Below are 15,675 nucleotides of genomic sequence, written 5' to 3' on the forward strand. Positions count from 1 at the left end.
GGAAAAACTTGCAAGAAGAATTAGAGTTAAATTTAGAGCAATTAGAAAAAATAGTAGAACTAGTAGATAAATATATTAAACAAAAGGGTGATTGTGTTATTTTACTACAAGGCGATTTAGCAAGTGGAAAAACAACATTAGTAAAAAATTATGTAAAAAGTAAATCAATTGAGGATTTAGTTACTTCACCCACTTTTTCTATTCAAACTATTTATTCAAATAATATTTATCATTATGATGTATATAATAAAGGTTTAGAAGAGTTTATATCTTTGGGACTTTTAGAGGAGTTTGAAAAAGAAGGAGTTCATTTTGTAGAGTGGGGTGATGAAAGACTTGAAGAGTTACTTCATTCATATGGTTTTAACGTAATTACCATAAAAATAGAGAAAAAAGAGAATAAAAGGCAATATATAATAAATGCATAAACTAGAAATAAAAGATATAACAAAAAAAATAAAAAAAACACAAATATTACATGGTATTTCATTAGAGATAAAAAGTGGTGAAATAGTAGGTTTATTAGGACCAAATGGTGCAGGAAAAACTACAACTTTTTATACTGTATGTGGTCTTGTGAAACCAACAAGTGGAGAGGTTTTTTTTGATGGGATGAATATTACAAATCTTCCTTTACATGAAAGAGCTTTAAAAGGAATAGGATATTTACCTCAAGAATCTTCTATTTTTAAAGATTTAAGTGTAGAAGATAATCTTTTTTTAGCAGCTGAAGTTGTAACAAATGATAAAAATGAACAACATAAAAGAGTTGAAGAATTACTTGAAGTTTTTAATATTGAACCAATTAGAAAAAGAAAAGGTATCTCTTTATCAGGAGGTGAAAGAAGAAGAACAGAAATTGCAAGAGCACTTGTTTCTAAACCTAAATTTTTACTTCTTGATGAACCTTTTGCAGGAGTTGATCCTATTGCTGTTAAAGATATTCAAGAGATTATTCATCAACTTACATTAATAGGAATTGGAGTTTTAATAACTGATCACAATGTAAGAGAGACATTACAGATTTGTCACAGAGCATATGTAATGAAAAGTGGTAGTTTATTAGCTTCTGGTAAAAGTGAAGATATTAAAAGTGATGGAAGTGTTAGGCAACACTACTTAGGAGAAGATTTTAACTTCTAAGTAGTGTAAGAAGAAACCATGTTTCTTCCATCTCTTTTTGCTTTATATAGTGCAATATCTGCTTTTTTTATAAACTCTTCTTCAATATCACCCTCATCAAGTGTTGTTACTCCAAAACTAGCTGTTATTTGTTTTGGTAATTTTTTTGATTTAAACTCTTGTATTGCGTTTCTTATTTTTTCAGCTACTTTCATAGCTCCATCAATATTTGTTTCAGGAAGTAAAACTAAAAACTCTTCTCCTCCCCATCTTACAACAGTATCATGCTCTCTTACACTTCTTGTTACAACTTCAGCTATAAACTTTAAAACTTCATCTCCCATATTATGACCAAATTCATCATTGAACTTTTTAAAATGATCTATATCAAAAAGAATTAAAGATAAGTCATTTTGATATCTTCTATCTCTTCTTATCTCTTTTCCAAAAATCTCATGAAATTTTTGTCTGTTAAAAAGTCCTGTTAATAAATCATGACTTGCTTGATACTCTAAAAGGTTTGATTTCTCTTTTAATTCTGTTATATCTGTTAAGGAAATTACAAAGTGTTGTCCTTGTTCATAATCATCAATATTAACAGTAAATACTCTATCAATCCCATCTTTATTAGTTATTTTTACAACTCTATCAACTTCACTTAAATTTTGTAAATACTCAATCCAATTTTTATTACTGTCTTTTAAGATTTCAGGACTAAAAAAGCCTCTTTCATTTTTAAATAGTTTTGATACACATGATACATTATTTAAAAACTCTTCTAATGAATCAGTTCCAAAAAATTCTAAAAATTTTTTATTTACATTTGTAATTATATTTGAACTACTTACAAATACTATATTGTCCTGAGCATCCAAAATTGATTTTACTTTTTGTATTCCCTCTTCAACTTTTTCTTCTAAAGATAAGTTTACTTCTTCTAATTGCTTTCTTAAAAAAATCGGCTCAACAGCTTTTATCATACTTTCAATTAGTTGATATAAATCTATAGGCTTCATAGCATAAGCACTAACACCTACATCAATGGCTTTTTTCAAAAAGTTTGGATCATTGTGTGCACTTGTAATAACAATTGGTATTGCAGGATTTATCTCTTTTATATAAGCACACATTTCTAATCCGCCCATTTTAGGCATATTAATATCTGTAACAATTAAATCAACATCTAAGTGTTCTTTGAATTTTTCTAATCCTTCTTTCCCATCTGCTGCAATTATTATCTCTTTTACTATTGCTTTAATTGTTTTTCCCGTAAACTCTCGTACATCATTTTCATCTTCAACATATAAAACTTTTATATTTTTCAATACTTCTTTATTCATCCCTAGCCTTAGTTGAGTTATTTATTTCTGGATTTTCTTTTGGAGGAGAAAAATAGTAACCTTGTGAATAATCTGCTCCTAAATCTTTAACTGTATTAAATATATCTTCATTTTCAACATACTCTGCAATAGTTTTTAATCCTAAGTTTTTTGCAAACTCTATTATAGTTTTTGTTATCTTATAAGAGTTTTTATCAATTACTACATTTTTGATAATAGAAGCATCAATTTTCAAATAATCAACATTCATTTTTAAAATATGCTCAAAGTTTGAATATCCAGAACCAAAATCATCAATAGCAACTTTGCATCCTAAACTTTTAATTTCATCTATAAACTCTATTAATATATTGTAATTTTTCACACTTTCATCTTCTAAAATCTCAAAAACAACTTTGTTTTTTACATTATATTTTTTCATTTTTTTTCTTACAAAACTTAAAAAATCTGGATCTTCAATATCTTCATAAGATATATTAATTGAAAACTCATAATCTAATTTATCAAATTTTTTAAAAGCTTTTTCAATAACTATCTTTGTAATTTTTGTATATTGATTAGATTTTTTTGAAACTTCTAAAAAGAAAAAAGGAGATATTACTTTATCCTCATCAATCATTCTTACAAGGCACTCATATTTGTCTATTTTTAAAGTTTTGTTATTTATTAGTGGTTGATAATATACAATAATTTGGTCTTTATTTAAAGCATTTTTTAGCTTCTTTGTCCATTTCATATTGTTTTCATACTCTTGCAAATTATCTAATTTATCATAAAAGACCAAATAGTCTTTATTGTCTTTTTTTGCTGCTTGAAGTGCTAAATCTGCTGTAATTAGTTTGTTGTTTTTTGTAGAAAATGATATACCAGCTTTAACACGAGTATCAATTTCATAATGTTCATAAGTAAATACTTCTTTGTAGATTTTAGTAATAATAGTCTTAATTACAGTTAAGAAATCATTTTTTTCTACTTCTTCTGCTATTACACAATAAGTATCAGAGGGGAACTTATAAAGCTTAATACCATTATGATTTTTTATTATATTTTCCATAATATTAGCAACTTGAATTAAAACCCAATCACCAACTTTATTTCCAAAAAAATCATTTATCTCTTTAAAAGAGTTTATATCAATAATTGCTAAAGAGTTAATATTGATTTTTTCATGTTGTAGTTGATCAATTAGCTTTGCTCTATTTGGTTTTTTTGTAAGATTATCTGTATATAAAAGGTTGATTAGTTCTTGCTTATACTCAATTTCATGAGTAATATCATCTAAAAAAATAAGATGATTTTTATTCTGTTTTAAGTAGTTAGATTGAATTTTATATATATGTTTTTTATCTTCTATTTTTATTAATACTTTTAAATCATCTTCATTTTTTAAATACTTTAACCAATCAATATTTTTTTCACCAAATAAATATCCTTCTTCTTTTTCAAATATGTCAGATACTTGTTTATATTTTTTGTTTAATTCACTAAGTTTTCTTAGTTTTAAAACTTTTAAGAAGTTTTTATTAGCAAAAAGAAATTTTTCACCATCTGTTAAAAATATTGGTGTTGCAATATTGTTTAGTATTGCAGAAGAGACCTCTTTTTGTTTTAAAAGCTCTTTCTCTTTTTCTCTAATTTTTACATAATGATCAATTTTAAATATTAGTTTATTGAAAAATAGTGGTTTATAAATAAAGTCAAAAACATCAATACTATAAGCTAAATCAAGATTTTGAGTATTATCTATGATAAATATAACATCTATATCACTACCTAAACACTCTTTTGCAATTTTTATAGAGTTTTTTATATTTATATCAATAATTAATAAATTTAATTCAAATTTTTTAGATAAAATCTCTTCTTCACTGGAAGTAAAATGCAAATTTATATTTGAGAGTTCATTTATAGTTTTTTCTTTAAGTTGTATATTTTGTATTATTTCACTATCTGCAATTAGAACATCAAAGTGCATTAAGTACCTTAGCTTTAAATTATTATTATATTATTATATAAAAATACTCTTTAAAGTTATATTATCTATAGTTTTTGTAAGTTTATCTATTTATATAAAATAAATTTAAATGAAAAAATAAGTCAAATTAGACTTATTTTTTAAAAATTCTAAGAGCATTTTCTAAATCCTCTTGAGTATCTATTCCAAACGATTTAGAGTCTACTTCAACCATAGCAATTGAGTATCCATTATCAATAGCTCTTAATTGTTCTAGCTTTTCTATTTTTTCTAATTTTGAGGGTTTCAATGAGCAAAAGTCATTTAGACTTTTTTTTGTAAAACCATAAATTCCAAGATGGCCATTGTAACTAGAGTTTTCATAATGGTCTCTATGATATGGAACTTTTGCTCTTGAAAAATATATAGCCTTACTATTTTCATCAAGTATAACTTTTACATGATTAGGATCATCAGCTAAATCTGATGTTATTTTTTTATAGCAACTTACAATCATTGTATTTTCATTATTCTTTTTTACTTCTTTTACTCTATTTATTACTGCTTTTACAACTTCTGGTTCTATAAAAGGTTCATCTGCTTGTACATTAATAATAATTTCATCATCTGGTAAATCAAGCTTATTTACAGCTTCATTTATTCTATCTGTTCCACTTTGATGAGTATTTGATGTAAGTACAGCTTCATATCCATGTATTTTTGCTAAATCTAAAACTTCCAATGAGTCTGTTGCAATTACAACTTTATCCAATGCACTAACTTGCATTGCAGTTTTTATTACCATTGGTAAACCTAATATATCCACTAATATTTTATTTTCAAATCTACTTGAATTTAATCTTGCTGGAATAACTATCATTTATCTTCCTTTAAATTGGTAGTGCTATTTTAAAAGTAGCACCACTATTATGGTTTGTTACACTAATTTCACCCATTAAATGCATCTCAGTGATTATTTTACATGTATATAATCCTAAGCCCACTCCATGTTTTGAATTTTTTGTTGAGAAATAAGGTTCGAAAATTTTATCAATTATATCTTCATCAATTCCACCTGCATTATCACTTATTTCAAAAAATATTGTATTATTTAAGCAGTAACAAGTAAGTTTAATTACACCATTTTTAATTTTTTTTCTAAATATTGCTTCTTTGGCATTTACTAATATATTTACTAATATTGTTGTAAGTTCACTTTTATAGCTATTAAAAGCAGGAATATCAGTTACATCTTTTATAAAATCTATATCTTTTGATTCTGGATCTTTTTTGAAAATCTCTACAGCTTTTAAAATAACATCTTTTGCTATAACTTTCTCTTTTTCACTTTTTAACTTGACAAAACTTTGAAACTCTTCAATAGTATTAGATAATTTTTGTGCATCATCTTTTATCTCTTTTAAGCTTTGTGCAAATGCTTCTTTATTTGAATCAAGTCCCATTGTTAAATCTAGTTCAAGTTTTTGAGCTCTAATTGATATTATATTTAAAGGTTGTCTCCATTCATGAGAAAGCATTTGTAAAGTCTCTGTCATTATTGCTAGTTTTGATTGTTGAACTAAAAGATTATCTTTTTGGACTACTTCTTGTTGTAAAGATTTTGTTTCTACATTAAGATTAATCTCATTTGTAATATCAAACATAAGTGAAGTATAACCTGTAATATCACCATATTTGTTATATGTGGGTTTTACTTTTGTATCAATCCAAAAGATTATTCCATTTTTTCTTTTAGCTTTAATTCTTCCATTCCACTCTTTTGCATTTTTGATATGACTTAAAATCTCACTAAAAACTTTATCATCTTCATCAGCTGATTTTATAATAGTATGATGTTTATTTATTAGTTCATTCTCTTCATAGCCACTAAGGGTACGAAAAGCTTGACTAGTTTGAGTTATAAGTCCATCTATATTTACATGAGTTGAAGCAACATAACTATCTAAAATTTGATCATCTGAAATCTCTTTTGTAATATCTTTTGTATTAATTACAAAAAGTTTTTTATTTAACATAGTTGATAGTGTTATTCTTAGATAAACTTTTTGATTATCTTTTCTAATACAAACAATATTTATATCTGATTCATATCTATTTTTCAAATTTTTTTTCATTAATTCAATAAATGATTTTTTATAATCTTCTTGTATAAATGATATAAAATTTTTGTTTTTTAATTCTTCTTTTGAAAAACCCAAAATAGGAACGAATGCATTATTATAGTATATAAACTTCCCAGTAAAATCAATAATTCCTATTCCATCCCAAGAATTATTTATAATCTCTTTTAGTTCATCATTACTTCTTTTAAGCTTAGTAAGATTGTACTCTTCTGACATATAAAACCTTATTTTTAGTATTGATATTATATTATAAAAACTTTAAAAATTTATAAGTAGGTAATATGAAGAAAACAATAACAGTTATAGATACATTTGGATTTTTATTTAGAAGTTATTATGCACTTCCTCCTTTAAAATCAAAAGAGGGGTTTCCAACTGGCTTATTAACAGGTTTTATGAATTTTATTTCAAATATTGGAAAAGATTTTCAAACAGATTATTTAGTATTTGCATTAGATTCTAAAGGTGATACTTTTAGAAATGAAATTTATAGTCAATACAAAGCACATAGACCAGATGTGCCAGAAGATCTTTTAAGACAACTACCTGTTGCAATTGATTGGATAGAAAAAATGGGCTTTCAAACAGCTTCAAGAGTTGGTTTTGAAGCGGATGATATTATAGCTTCAATAGCACATGATGCAAAAACAAAAGATTTAGAAGTAAGAATAGTAAGTCATGATAAAGATTTATATCAACTAATTGATGATGATACAATTTATTTATTCGATCCAATAAAAAAAGTAATAATTAATGAAGATAAATGTACACAAAAATATGGAGTAACACCTAAGCAATTCACTGATTATCAAGCACTTTTAGGTGATAGTGCGGATAATGTACCAGGAGTTAAAGGTGTGGGAGCAAAAACTGCACAAGCATTAATTAGTCAGTTTAATACAATAGAAAATATTTATGAAAATTTAGAAAGTATTGAAAAACCAAGATGGAAAAATCTTTTAGAAGCAAGTAAAGAGATGGCATTTATTTCAAAAGAGTTAGTTACTTTAAAAGTAGATTGTCATGTGCTTGATGAAATAGATAAATTTACTCTTCCAAAAGAAAACCCAATTTTAAAAATCGCAGATACTTTACTTGAGTATGATTTAAATAGAATTATAGAAAGAGTTAATAAAGATGGATTAAATTACAAAACAAAACTGCCTAAAAAAGAAGAAGCATTTTTATTTGACTCTATTTTACTTGATACCAAAGAGAAATTATTTGATACTTTAAATTCAATTGATAAAAATAAAATTGTTGCTTTTGATACTGAAACAACAAGTTTAGATACAAAAGATGCAAAAATAGTAGGCTTCTCTTTTAGTTTTGAAGAAAACAAAGGATACTATGTTCCAATAGGGCATTTTTATCTAGGCGTTCCTGATCAAATAGGTTTAGATGATGCAAAAAAGGCATTAGAAAAACTAAATGAATTTAAACTTGTAGCGCAAAATTTCAAATATGATTATGAAATAATAAAAACAAACTTTGATTTAGAAATGAATTTGTATGCTGATACGATGATAATGTCTTGGCTTTTAAATCCAAGTTCAAAACTAGGACTTGACGCTAAAGCAAAAGAGTATTTTGACCATACAATGTTGGCTTTTAAAGAGCTTGTTAAAAAAGGAGAAAACTTCTCTAGTGTTGAAGTTGAAAAAGCTTGTTTATATGCAAGTGAAGATGCTGTTATTACTTTAAAATTATTTTATAAATTAAAAGAAGAATTTAAAGCTTCAAATTTAGAATATCTATTTGAATTAGGGCAAACTTTAGAGTTTGAATTTACTAAAGTATTAGCATATATGCAAGAAAATGGTATAAAAATTGATATTAATATACTTGAAGATTTAAAAGAAAAGAGTTTAAAACATTTAGCAGAGCTAACTGCAAAGATTTATGAGCTAGCAGGGAGTGAATTTAATATAAACTCTCCAAAACAATTAGGCGAAGTACTTTTTGATAAATTAGGTTTAACTGCTTCAAAAAAGACTAAAAGTGGATATAGTACTAATGAAATGGTTTTACAAAAACTTCATGATGAGCATAAAATAATTCCTTTACTTTTAGATTATAGAGAATCTCACAAGTTACAATCAACATATATTGAGCCACTATTAAAACTTGCAAAGCAAAGGGATAATAATAGAGTTTATACTTCGTTTTTACAAACTGGAACGGCAACAGGAAGATTAAGTAGTAAAAATCCTAATTTACAAAATATTCCAGTAAAAAGTGAAGCAGGAGCACTAATAAGAAGTGCATTTATACCAAAAGAGGGTTATTCTCTTGTAGGAATAGATTACTCACAAATTGAGTTAAGATTACTAGCACATTTTAGTGAAGATGAGGCTTTACTAGAAGCTTTTAATAGTAATTTAGATATTCATAAACAAACAGCAATAAAGATTTTTGGAGAAGAAGAAGCAAGTTCAAAAAGATCAATAGCAAAATCTATAAACTTCGGACTTATTTATGGAATGGGTAGTAGAAAACTTGCTGATACATTAGGAATAAAAACAGCAGAGGCAAAAAGTTATATAGAGTCTTATTTCCAAGCTTTTAAAAGTGTAAAGGATTATTTAAAATCAATTGAAGATACAATCTTAGAAACTGAATATATAGAGACTTTACTTAAAAGAAGAAGAGTATTTGACTTTAATAGTGCAAATGGAATGCAAAAGGCTGCATTTTTAAGAGAGGGTGTTAATACGAAGTTTCAAGGAAGTGCTGCTGATTTGATTAAACTTTCTATGCTAAAAATTTGGCAAAAATATAAAAACAATGAAGATATAAAAATGCTTCTACAAATTCATGATGAATTGATTTTTGAAATAAAAAATGAGAAAATAGAAGAGATTTTAGAAGATTTGGTAAATATCATGGAAAATATTGTTAAATTAAAAGTTCCTTTGAAAGTGTCAAAAAATATTGGCAAAAGTTGGCAAGAGTTAAAATAATAAAGAAAAATGTAAATTTTATTTATTTATAAATAATTTTTCTTTGACAAATGTAATAAAATTTGCTATTATTTTAAATAAAAATTAATATCAAAGAGTTAAAGATGTTAAAAACTGAAAAAAATATAAGAAAATTATACAATGCAAAACTACTTATTATAAGTAATGATGACAATGTTAAAGTAACTATTGAAAATGAATTTGATGATTACTTCAAAGAATTAAAATTAGTTAATGGTTCATTAGAAGCACTTGAATTAGCTGTTTCAAACAGTTATGATTTAGTAATAATTGATACAAATGTAAAAGATTATACATTTGATGAAATTTGTACTGAAATATCAAATAAAGCTTCGAATTTACCAAAAATCATAATTTCTGATGAAGAGAATAATAATGATATTCTTACTGCAATAAATTGTAGCGCTTATACTTTTATATCAAAGCCTTTAAGAGCAAAAGATGTAAAACTTGCAATTATTATGTGTCTAAATCAAACTAAAAGAGGTGACAAGATAGAGTTCCAAAATGGAATCTATTTTGATGAGTATAGAGATCAATTTTTTAAACCAGGTGGAGTTTTAATAGATTTCACTAGATTAGAAAAATCATTCTTAAAATTACTAATTGAAAAAAGAGGTGAGATTACTGATTATGATACTATAAAAGATGTAGTATGGAAAGGTAAAAATATGTCTATTTATACAATGAGAAATATAGTAAACAAAATTAGACAAAAAACTTACTATGAAATAATCAGAAACCATTCTAATAAAGGTTATGTTTTAGAGGAGAATCAAAAGTAATTTTGAGTAAAATATATGGAAGAAAAAATACTTTCAAAAGAAGAACTAATCAAACTTTTCCAGGATGAAAAAATAATTGATACTGGAAAAGGATGGTTAATGGACAACAAAGAAGTTGAAATAATTGCTCTTCATGATGTAGATCCAAAATTCCTTCAAGATGTAACAAATGCAAAACTTTATAAATTAATTATTAAAGGAAATTGATGTCACACTGTCCATTTTGTAAGAAAAAAATTGCTATGAGTAAAGCTTTTTGCTCTAGAAGTTGTAAAGAGAATTATTTTCAGCTTATTTCTATACAAGTGCCAAAACCCTTTTTAAAGAGAATTTTTGTTTTTTGTAATCATGATGAAAGAGAGAAAGAGATTGAAAAGTTTGCTAATAGACATGGTTGGAGACTAGACCTTCTTAAGAATAAAATTGATGAATTAGCAATAAATTATGGCTATAGAAAAGAAAATTGAAGACTCTTTGGAGTTGGAGCTATTAAAAGAAAGTACTCTTTTATTTATAGAAGATAATAAAGAAATACTCAATGAAGTTTCACTATTTTTCAAATCATATTTTAAAGAGGTTTTAACATCTTCAAGTAAACAAGAAGCATTAGAACTTTATAAAAAAGAAAAAAGAAAAATTGATATTATTTTAACTGATTTGGATCTTCCTAATCAAGATGGTTTAGAATTATTAACTGATATTAGAACTGATTCTTCTGACATTCCTATTGTATTAAGTACTAAAAACTCTAATACAGAAATTTTAGAAAAAGTTATATGTTTAAAAATATCAAATTATATATTAAAACCTATAAAAAATATAACCACTATTAAAATCTTAAATCAAATAATTGAAGAAAACTACAACAAAAAACTCATATTAGTTCAAAAAAGAGAATTAGAATTATATAAAGATATTTTAGATAAAGAAAATTTAGTTAGTGAAACTGATCCTGATGGAATAATTACTTATGCAAATGATATTTTTTGTGAAGTATCTGGTTATACAAAAGAAGAACTTTTAGGACAACCACATAATATAGTAAGACATCCTGATAACTCTTCAAAAATCTTTAAAAATCTTTGGGATACTATAAAAGCAGGAAAAGTTTGGAAAAGTAAAATAAAAAATAAAGCTAAAGATGGTAGTTCATATTATGTAAAAGCTACTATTTTCCCTATTTTAGATGAAGCTGGTAATATAAAAAAATATGTTTCGAGTAGATTTTTAGTAACACAAGATGAAGAAGAGAAACAGACTTTAAAAAGATATATTTTGCAACAAAAAAGTCAAAAAGTAAAGTTTGAACAAGAGTTGGAAAGTAGATATAATGATATGCTAAAAGAGGCTTTAGAAGCAAAAGAGATGAGTATTACATCATTTGTTAGTGAACTACAAAGGGAGATTAAAACTCTTCGTTCTAGAATAAATGATGATAAGGGTAGAATCTTAAATTTAGAACATAAAGTTTCTGATGCGAATAAAAAAGCTGAAAAAGATCATGATGATTTCTTACAAAAATTATCAAAAATGCGAGATACTACAAGAGTTAGTTATGAAAGATATGAAAGATTTAAAAAACTAAATGAAAGTTTAAAAGAGAAGTTAGCTAAAGCTCAAGAATCAATAAAAGTATATCAAGAGTATATTGAAGAGTATAGACATAAAATCGATGATTTAAATGATGTTATTAAGTCTTATGAAGATGATAAGAAAAAAGAAGAAGAAAAAAAAGCTTCTAAAAAATAAGCTTATTTTTCTTTTTTAAAAAATATATAATCATACAAAGTAGGGCAAAAAAAGCAGATTGAAGCATACCCATTGTTAGCCAGTTACTATATAAAAAGCCTAATTGTACATCTGGTTGTCTAAATATTTCTGCAATTATTCTTGCAAGTGAGTATAAAATCCCATAAAGCAAGGCTAATTGTCCATCAAATGATTTATATTTTCTAATACTTACTAATATTATAAAAATTACAATACCTTCTAAAACTGCTTCATATAGTTGTGATGGGTGTCTTAATACCCCATCAACATAAATCGCCCAAGGAACATCAGTAGTTCTTCCTACTAATTCTTGATTAAAGAAATTTCCTATTCGTCCAAAGACATATCCTGCTGAAACTCCAAGTACTGCAATATCAGCTAAGAAGAAAAAAGATACTTTATTTTTTTTACAAAAAAGATATGAAGCTAAAATAAAACCAATAACCGCACCATGATAACTCATTCCTGAGATACCTGTGAATTCACCATTTATAAATGGATTAAATATTTGCCAAGGGTGAGTTAAATAGTATGTAGTATTTGGATCATAAAAAATTATATATCCTAATCTAGCCCCTAATATTACACCTATTTCAGCCCACCAAATATATGAATCAAATATATCTTGATTTATTTTTATTTTATCATGATTTATAAACCATTTTGCAACTACTATAGCACTTAATAAAGCTAATGCGTACATTATTCCATACCAATGTACAGAAATACCACCTATACTAAATGCTATAGGATCAAAATTAGAATAGATATTTTGCCATTGTTCCATAAATTAATCTAATGCCTCAGCTATTAATTCAATCGGATTTTTAAATTCAACTTCATCAACTTTTCCTAAATGTAAAGCATTAGTAAGTTGCATTCTACATGCAGAACACTCTGCACTTACTATTTGAGCTTGTGTCTCTTTTATCATTGCAGCTTTTGGAAGACCAGCAGCTTTTGCAAACTCGTATTTTTCTGTTTGCATAGTTACCCCACCAAAACCACAGCATCTATTTGAATCACTCATCTCTTTAATTTGATAATTTTTAGAAAGTAAGTTTCTAGGCTCTTTCCATACTCCTTGCATCTTTTTAGCATGGCAAGGATCATGGTAAGTAACAAGCTTATCAAACTGTTTATTTGAGTTTTGAAGTAATTCATTTAGTTTTGTATTGTTTTCAAGCCATTTTGTTGCCATGTATACTTTTTTTGCAATTTTCTTTGCTCTTTCTTTCCATTGGGGTTGATCATGTAAATAGTGCTCCCAATCTTGATTTATCATTGCACTACATGTAGCTTCTGGAATTACAATAGCATCAACTTCATCAATCCATGTTTCAAAATATTCAATATTTTTCTTCACAAGATAATCTACTGTATCAAAATCACCTGTAAAATAAGCAGGTGCTCCACAGCAAAGCTGTTTTTTAGGTATGAAAATATCTAAATCAAGTTTTTTTAATATCTTAACTAAAGAATCACCCGTATTTGTATAAGTATAATTACTCATGCAACCAATGAAAATAGCAACTCTATTCTTTTTGCCTTCTTCAATTTTTTTATTTTTTGCATAGATGTTTTCTGGGTATTTTTTTAAAAAACTTTTACTATCTGCAAAAGGTAAGGCTCTATCTTTTTTTACAATAGGTAAAGAGAATCTAGGAAGTGCTGACTGTTTTTTTTCATCAAGTTTTAATGCACATGTTTGAAACATCCATCCAAGTTTAGAAAGAAAGTCCATAGTTTTTCTATGTCTTAAAAGAAAGAAAAATAGTTTTTTATACCATGTTATACCATATTTTTTTGCAATATCACTTCTTACTTGTTCTATTATCATATCTGTTGGAAGATCATTTGGACAAACCTCAACACAGTTAGTACACAAAAAACAGCTTTCAAATATATCTTTTGCATTTCTATCTAGTTCCAACTCATCTCTTTTGTAAGCACCTAATAAATCAATAAACCCCCTAGGACTAGTAGTTTCATCTTGGTTGATATTAAAAATTGTACATACAGGTTTACATTTACCACACTTTACGCAATCATCACTTATTGTTGTATAATCAAATTTATCCACTTTTTATAAACCTTTTATTTTAAAAAATTATTATTATATAAAAGAGATTAATATACTAAAAAAAATGTTAATATTTGATGAATTAAGGATTAAGTATAGCTTTGAAATTTAGATTTCTAAGACTATTAAATAGTCTTAGAGAATCTTCTTTTATTTTCAGGTATTTTTTTAAGATATGCATCAAATGGCATACAAATATTTCTAATAAGCATTGTTCCTGTAGGAGATACTTGAATCTTTTCGTCATTTATAGACAAAAGTTCTGCTTGAATAAACTCTTCAAGTTGAGGAAGGTCATTTTTAAAATACTCTTTAAAGTCAATATTGAATTTTTTTTCAACTCTTGGAATATTTAAAGAGAAATTACTCATTATTTCCATAATTACAAACTGTCTAATTTCATCATCTTTACTTAATTTATATCCTTTAAATGTAGGTAAAATCCCTTCATCCAAAGCTTGCTCATATGATTTTAAATCTTTGTAATTTTGTGCATAATAATCAACACCATTACCAATAGATGTAAGACCAATTCCTATTAAATCAGCTCCACCTTTAGTTGTATAACCTTGGAAATTTCTATGTAACTCACCTTTTTGTATTGCTTTAAATAGTTCATCTTCTGGTTTTGCAAAGTGATCCATTCCTACCATTTTGTATCCATTATTTGTAAAAAAGTCAATTGTATCTTTTAAGATAACTAATTTTTCACTTGCAGGTGCAAATGTAGATTCATCAAATTTTCTCATAGTTTTCATAAGCCAAGGAACATGAGCATAGTTAAATACTGCTAACCTATCAGGATTTAATTTTATTACTTGTTTTATTGTATTATGAAATGATTTAGAAGTTTGATGTGGAAGACCATAAATTAAATCAATATTTATTGATTTAATTCCTGCATCTCTTGCTATTTTCATTACTTCTTGTGTAGTTTCATATGGTTGAACCCTATGAATTGTTTTTTGTACTTGTGGGTCAATATCTTGAACTCCAAAACTTAATCTATTAAATCCACCATCTTTTAATATATCCATATGCTCTTTTGTAAAAAATCTTGGATCAACTTCACATGAAATTTCTGCATTATCACTAAAGTTTATAAATGTTTGTTTAAGCATAGAGATAACTTCTCTTAATTGTTCTGGAGAGAAAAATGTAGGAGTTCCACCTCCAAAGTGCATTTGTGTTACAACTCTTGAAGTATTTAAATGTTTTTTTAATATTTCAAGTTCTTTTTTAAGATATTGAATATATCTTACTTTTTTATCCTCTTTAGATGTAAAAATTACATTACATCCACAAAAATAACAGGCACTTCTACAAAAAGGAAGATGTATATATAAAGATAAGTTTCTATTATCATCTTGGTTTTTGTAAAACTCTATTAAATCTTTATGAGTAAACTCTTCACTAAACTCTGGTGCCGTTGGATATGAAGTATATCTTGGCCCAGGTCTTGAATACTTTTCAAATTTTTTAAAATCTATCAT

General features: G+C 26.1%; 14 protein-coding genes. 7 read left to right on the plus strand and 7 right to left on the minus strand.

Features of this window, described 5'->3' with window-relative positions:
- Nucleotides 1-8: 8 nt before the first annotated feature.
- Entirely contained in the window at nt 9-428 is a 420-nt protein-coding gene (gene tsaE, locus ACAN_RS06890; protein WP_099335167.1) for a tRNA (adenosine(37)-N6)-threonylcarbamoyltransferase complex ATPase subunit type 1 TsaE, read from the plus strand.
- Nucleotides 421-1,143, plus strand: coding sequence for an LPS export ABC transporter ATP-binding protein (gene lptB / locus ACAN_RS06895; RefSeq protein WP_079579122.1), 723 nt, complete (start codon nt 421-423; stop codon nt 1,141-1,143). Before tsaE ends, lptB begins: the two co-directional genes overlap by 8 nt.
- Here lptB and ACAN_RS06900 read toward each other — a convergent pair.
- From ACAN_RS06900 to ACAN_RS06915, 4 genes are all read right to left on the minus strand, one after another.
- Entirely contained in the window at nt 1,140-2,462 is a 1,323-nt protein-coding gene (locus ACAN_RS06900) for a GGDEF domain-containing response regulator (protein WP_099335166.1), read from the minus strand. The genes lptB and ACAN_RS06900 overlap by 4 nt on opposite strands.
- Nucleotides 2,455-4,437, minus strand: a complete 1,983-nt coding sequence (locus ACAN_RS06905) for a bifunctional diguanylate cyclase/phosphodiesterase (protein ID WP_099335165.1) — start codon at nt 4,435-4,437, stop codon at nt 2,455-2,457. The genes ACAN_RS06900 and ACAN_RS06905 overlap by 8 nt, the downstream gene beginning before the upstream one ends.
- A gap of 133 nt (nt 4,438-4,570) precedes the next feature.
- Nucleotides 4,571-5,296, minus strand: coding sequence for a 3-deoxy-manno-octulosonate cytidylyltransferase (kdsB, locus tag ACAN_RS06910; protein WP_079579128.1), 726 nt, complete (start codon nt 5,294-5,296; stop codon nt 4,571-4,573).
- A gap of 10 nt (nt 5,297-5,306) precedes the next feature.
- A complete protein-coding gene (locus ACAN_RS06915) occupies nt 5,307-6,776 on the minus strand; it encodes a PAS domain-containing sensor histidine kinase (protein ID WP_099335164.1) in 1,470 nt (489 codons plus the stop codon).
- Between the two features lie 65 nt (nt 6,777-6,841).
- Between ACAN_RS06915 and polA the strand changes: the two genes are divergently transcribed.
- From polA to ACAN_RS06940, 5 genes are all read left to right on the plus strand, one after another.
- The gene (gene polA, locus ACAN_RS06920; protein ID WP_099335163.1) at nt 6,842-9,523 is read left to right on the plus strand and encodes a DNA polymerase I; all 2,682 of its coding nucleotides are present in this window, start codon (nt 6,842-6,844) and stop codon (nt 9,521-9,523) included.
- 104 nt (nt 9,524-9,627) lie between these two features.
- The gene (locus tag ACAN_RS06925; protein WP_079579134.1) at nt 9,628-10,329 is read left to right on the plus strand and encodes a response regulator transcription factor; all 702 of its coding nucleotides are present in this window, start codon (nt 9,628-9,630) and stop codon (nt 10,327-10,329) included.
- Nucleotides 10,330-10,344: 15 nt separating this feature from the next.
- Complete coding sequence (locus ACAN_RS06930; RefSeq protein WP_079579136.1) at nt 10,345-10,536, plus strand: hypothetical protein; 192 nt, start codon at nt 10,345-10,347, stop codon at nt 10,534-10,536.
- Nucleotides 10,536-10,796: a DUF2116 family Zn-ribbon domain-containing protein gene (locus ACAN_RS06935; protein ID WP_079579138.1), complete on the plus strand. Its 261-nt coding sequence runs from the start codon at nt 10,536-10,538 to the stop codon at nt 10,794-10,796. The genes ACAN_RS06930 and ACAN_RS06935 overlap by 1 nt, the downstream gene beginning before the upstream one ends.
- On the plus strand, nt 10,774-12,078 hold the full coding sequence (locus ACAN_RS06940; RefSeq protein ID WP_099335162.1) for a response regulator: 1,305 nt from the start codon (nt 10,774-10,776) through the stop codon (nt 12,076-12,078). The genes ACAN_RS06935 and ACAN_RS06940 overlap by 23 nt, the downstream gene beginning before the upstream one ends.
- Here the strand turns inward: ACAN_RS06940 and lgt are convergent.
- The 3 genes from lgt to hemN form a co-directional block, all read right to left on the minus strand.
- Nucleotides 12,068-12,886 carry a prolipoprotein diacylglyceryl transferase gene (gene lgt / locus ACAN_RS06945; RefSeq protein ID WP_099335161.1) on the minus strand — a complete coding sequence of 273 codons (819 nt, stop codon included), beginning with the start codon at nt 12,884-12,886 and terminating at the stop codon, nt 12,068-12,070. The genes ACAN_RS06940 and lgt overlap by 11 nt on opposite strands.
- Nucleotides 12,887-12,889: 3 nt before the next feature.
- Entirely contained in the window at nt 12,890-14,182 is a 1,293-nt protein-coding gene (locus ACAN_RS06950) for a (Fe-S)-binding protein (RefSeq protein ID WP_079579144.1), read from the minus strand.
- 125 nt (nt 14,183-14,307) lie between these two features.
- Nucleotides 14,308-15,675, minus strand: coding sequence for an oxygen-independent coproporphyrinogen III oxidase (hemN, locus tag ACAN_RS06955; RefSeq protein WP_099335160.1), 1,368 nt, complete (start codon nt 15,673-15,675; stop codon nt 14,308-14,310).

The organism is Malaciobacter canalis, from assembly GCF_008000835.1.
Taxonomy (GTDB): Bacteria; Campylobacterota; Campylobacteria; order Campylobacterales; family Arcobacteraceae; genus Malaciobacter; species Malaciobacter canalis.

What these genes read in the sequence shown, in the direction of transcription:
- lgt (WP_099335161.1), bottom strand. Translation starts at nt 12,886, where the DNA reads ATGGAACAATGGCAAAATATCTATTCTAATTTTGATCCTATAGCATTT.
- polA (WP_099335163.1), top strand. Translation starts at nt 6,842, where the DNA reads ATGAAGAAAACAATAACAGTTATAGATACATTTGGATTTTTATTTAGA.
- ACAN_RS06940 (WP_099335162.1), top strand. Translation starts at nt 10,774, where the DNA reads ATGGCTATAGAAAAGAAAATTGAAGACTCTTTGGAGTTGGAGCTATTA.
- ACAN_RS06925 (WP_079579134.1), top strand. Translation starts at nt 9,628, where the DNA reads ATGTTAAAAACTGAAAAAAATATAAGAAAATTATACAATGCAAAACTA.
- ACAN_RS06905 (WP_099335165.1), bottom strand. Translation starts at nt 4,437, where the DNA reads ATGCACTTTGATGTTCTAATTGCAGATAGTGAAATAATACAAAATATA.
- ACAN_RS06900 (WP_099335166.1), bottom strand. Translation starts at nt 2,462, where the DNA reads ATGAATAAAGAAGTATTGAAAAATATAAAAGTTTTATATGTTGAAGAT.
- kdsB (WP_079579128.1), bottom strand. Translation starts at nt 5,296, where the DNA reads ATGATAGTTATTCCAGCAAGATTAAATTCAAGTAGATTTGAAAATAAA.
- ACAN_RS06930 (WP_079579136.1), top strand. Translation starts at nt 10,345, where the DNA reads ATGGAAGAAAAAATACTTTCAAAAGAAGAACTAATCAAACTTTTCCAG.
- ACAN_RS06935 (WP_079579138.1), top strand. Translation starts at nt 10,536, where the DNA reads ATGTCACACTGTCCATTTTGTAAGAAAAAAATTGCTATGAGTAAAGCT.
- ACAN_RS06915 (WP_099335164.1), bottom strand. Translation starts at nt 6,776, where the DNA reads ATGTCAGAAGAGTACAATCTTACTAAGCTTAAAAGAAGTAATGATGAA.
- lptB (WP_079579122.1), top strand. Translation starts at nt 421, where the DNA reads ATGCATAAACTAGAAATAAAAGATATAACAAAAAAAATAAAAAAAACA.
- hemN (WP_099335160.1), bottom strand. Translation starts at nt 15,675, where the DNA reads ATGATAGATTTTAAAAAATTTGAAAAGTATTCAAGACCTGGGCCAAGA.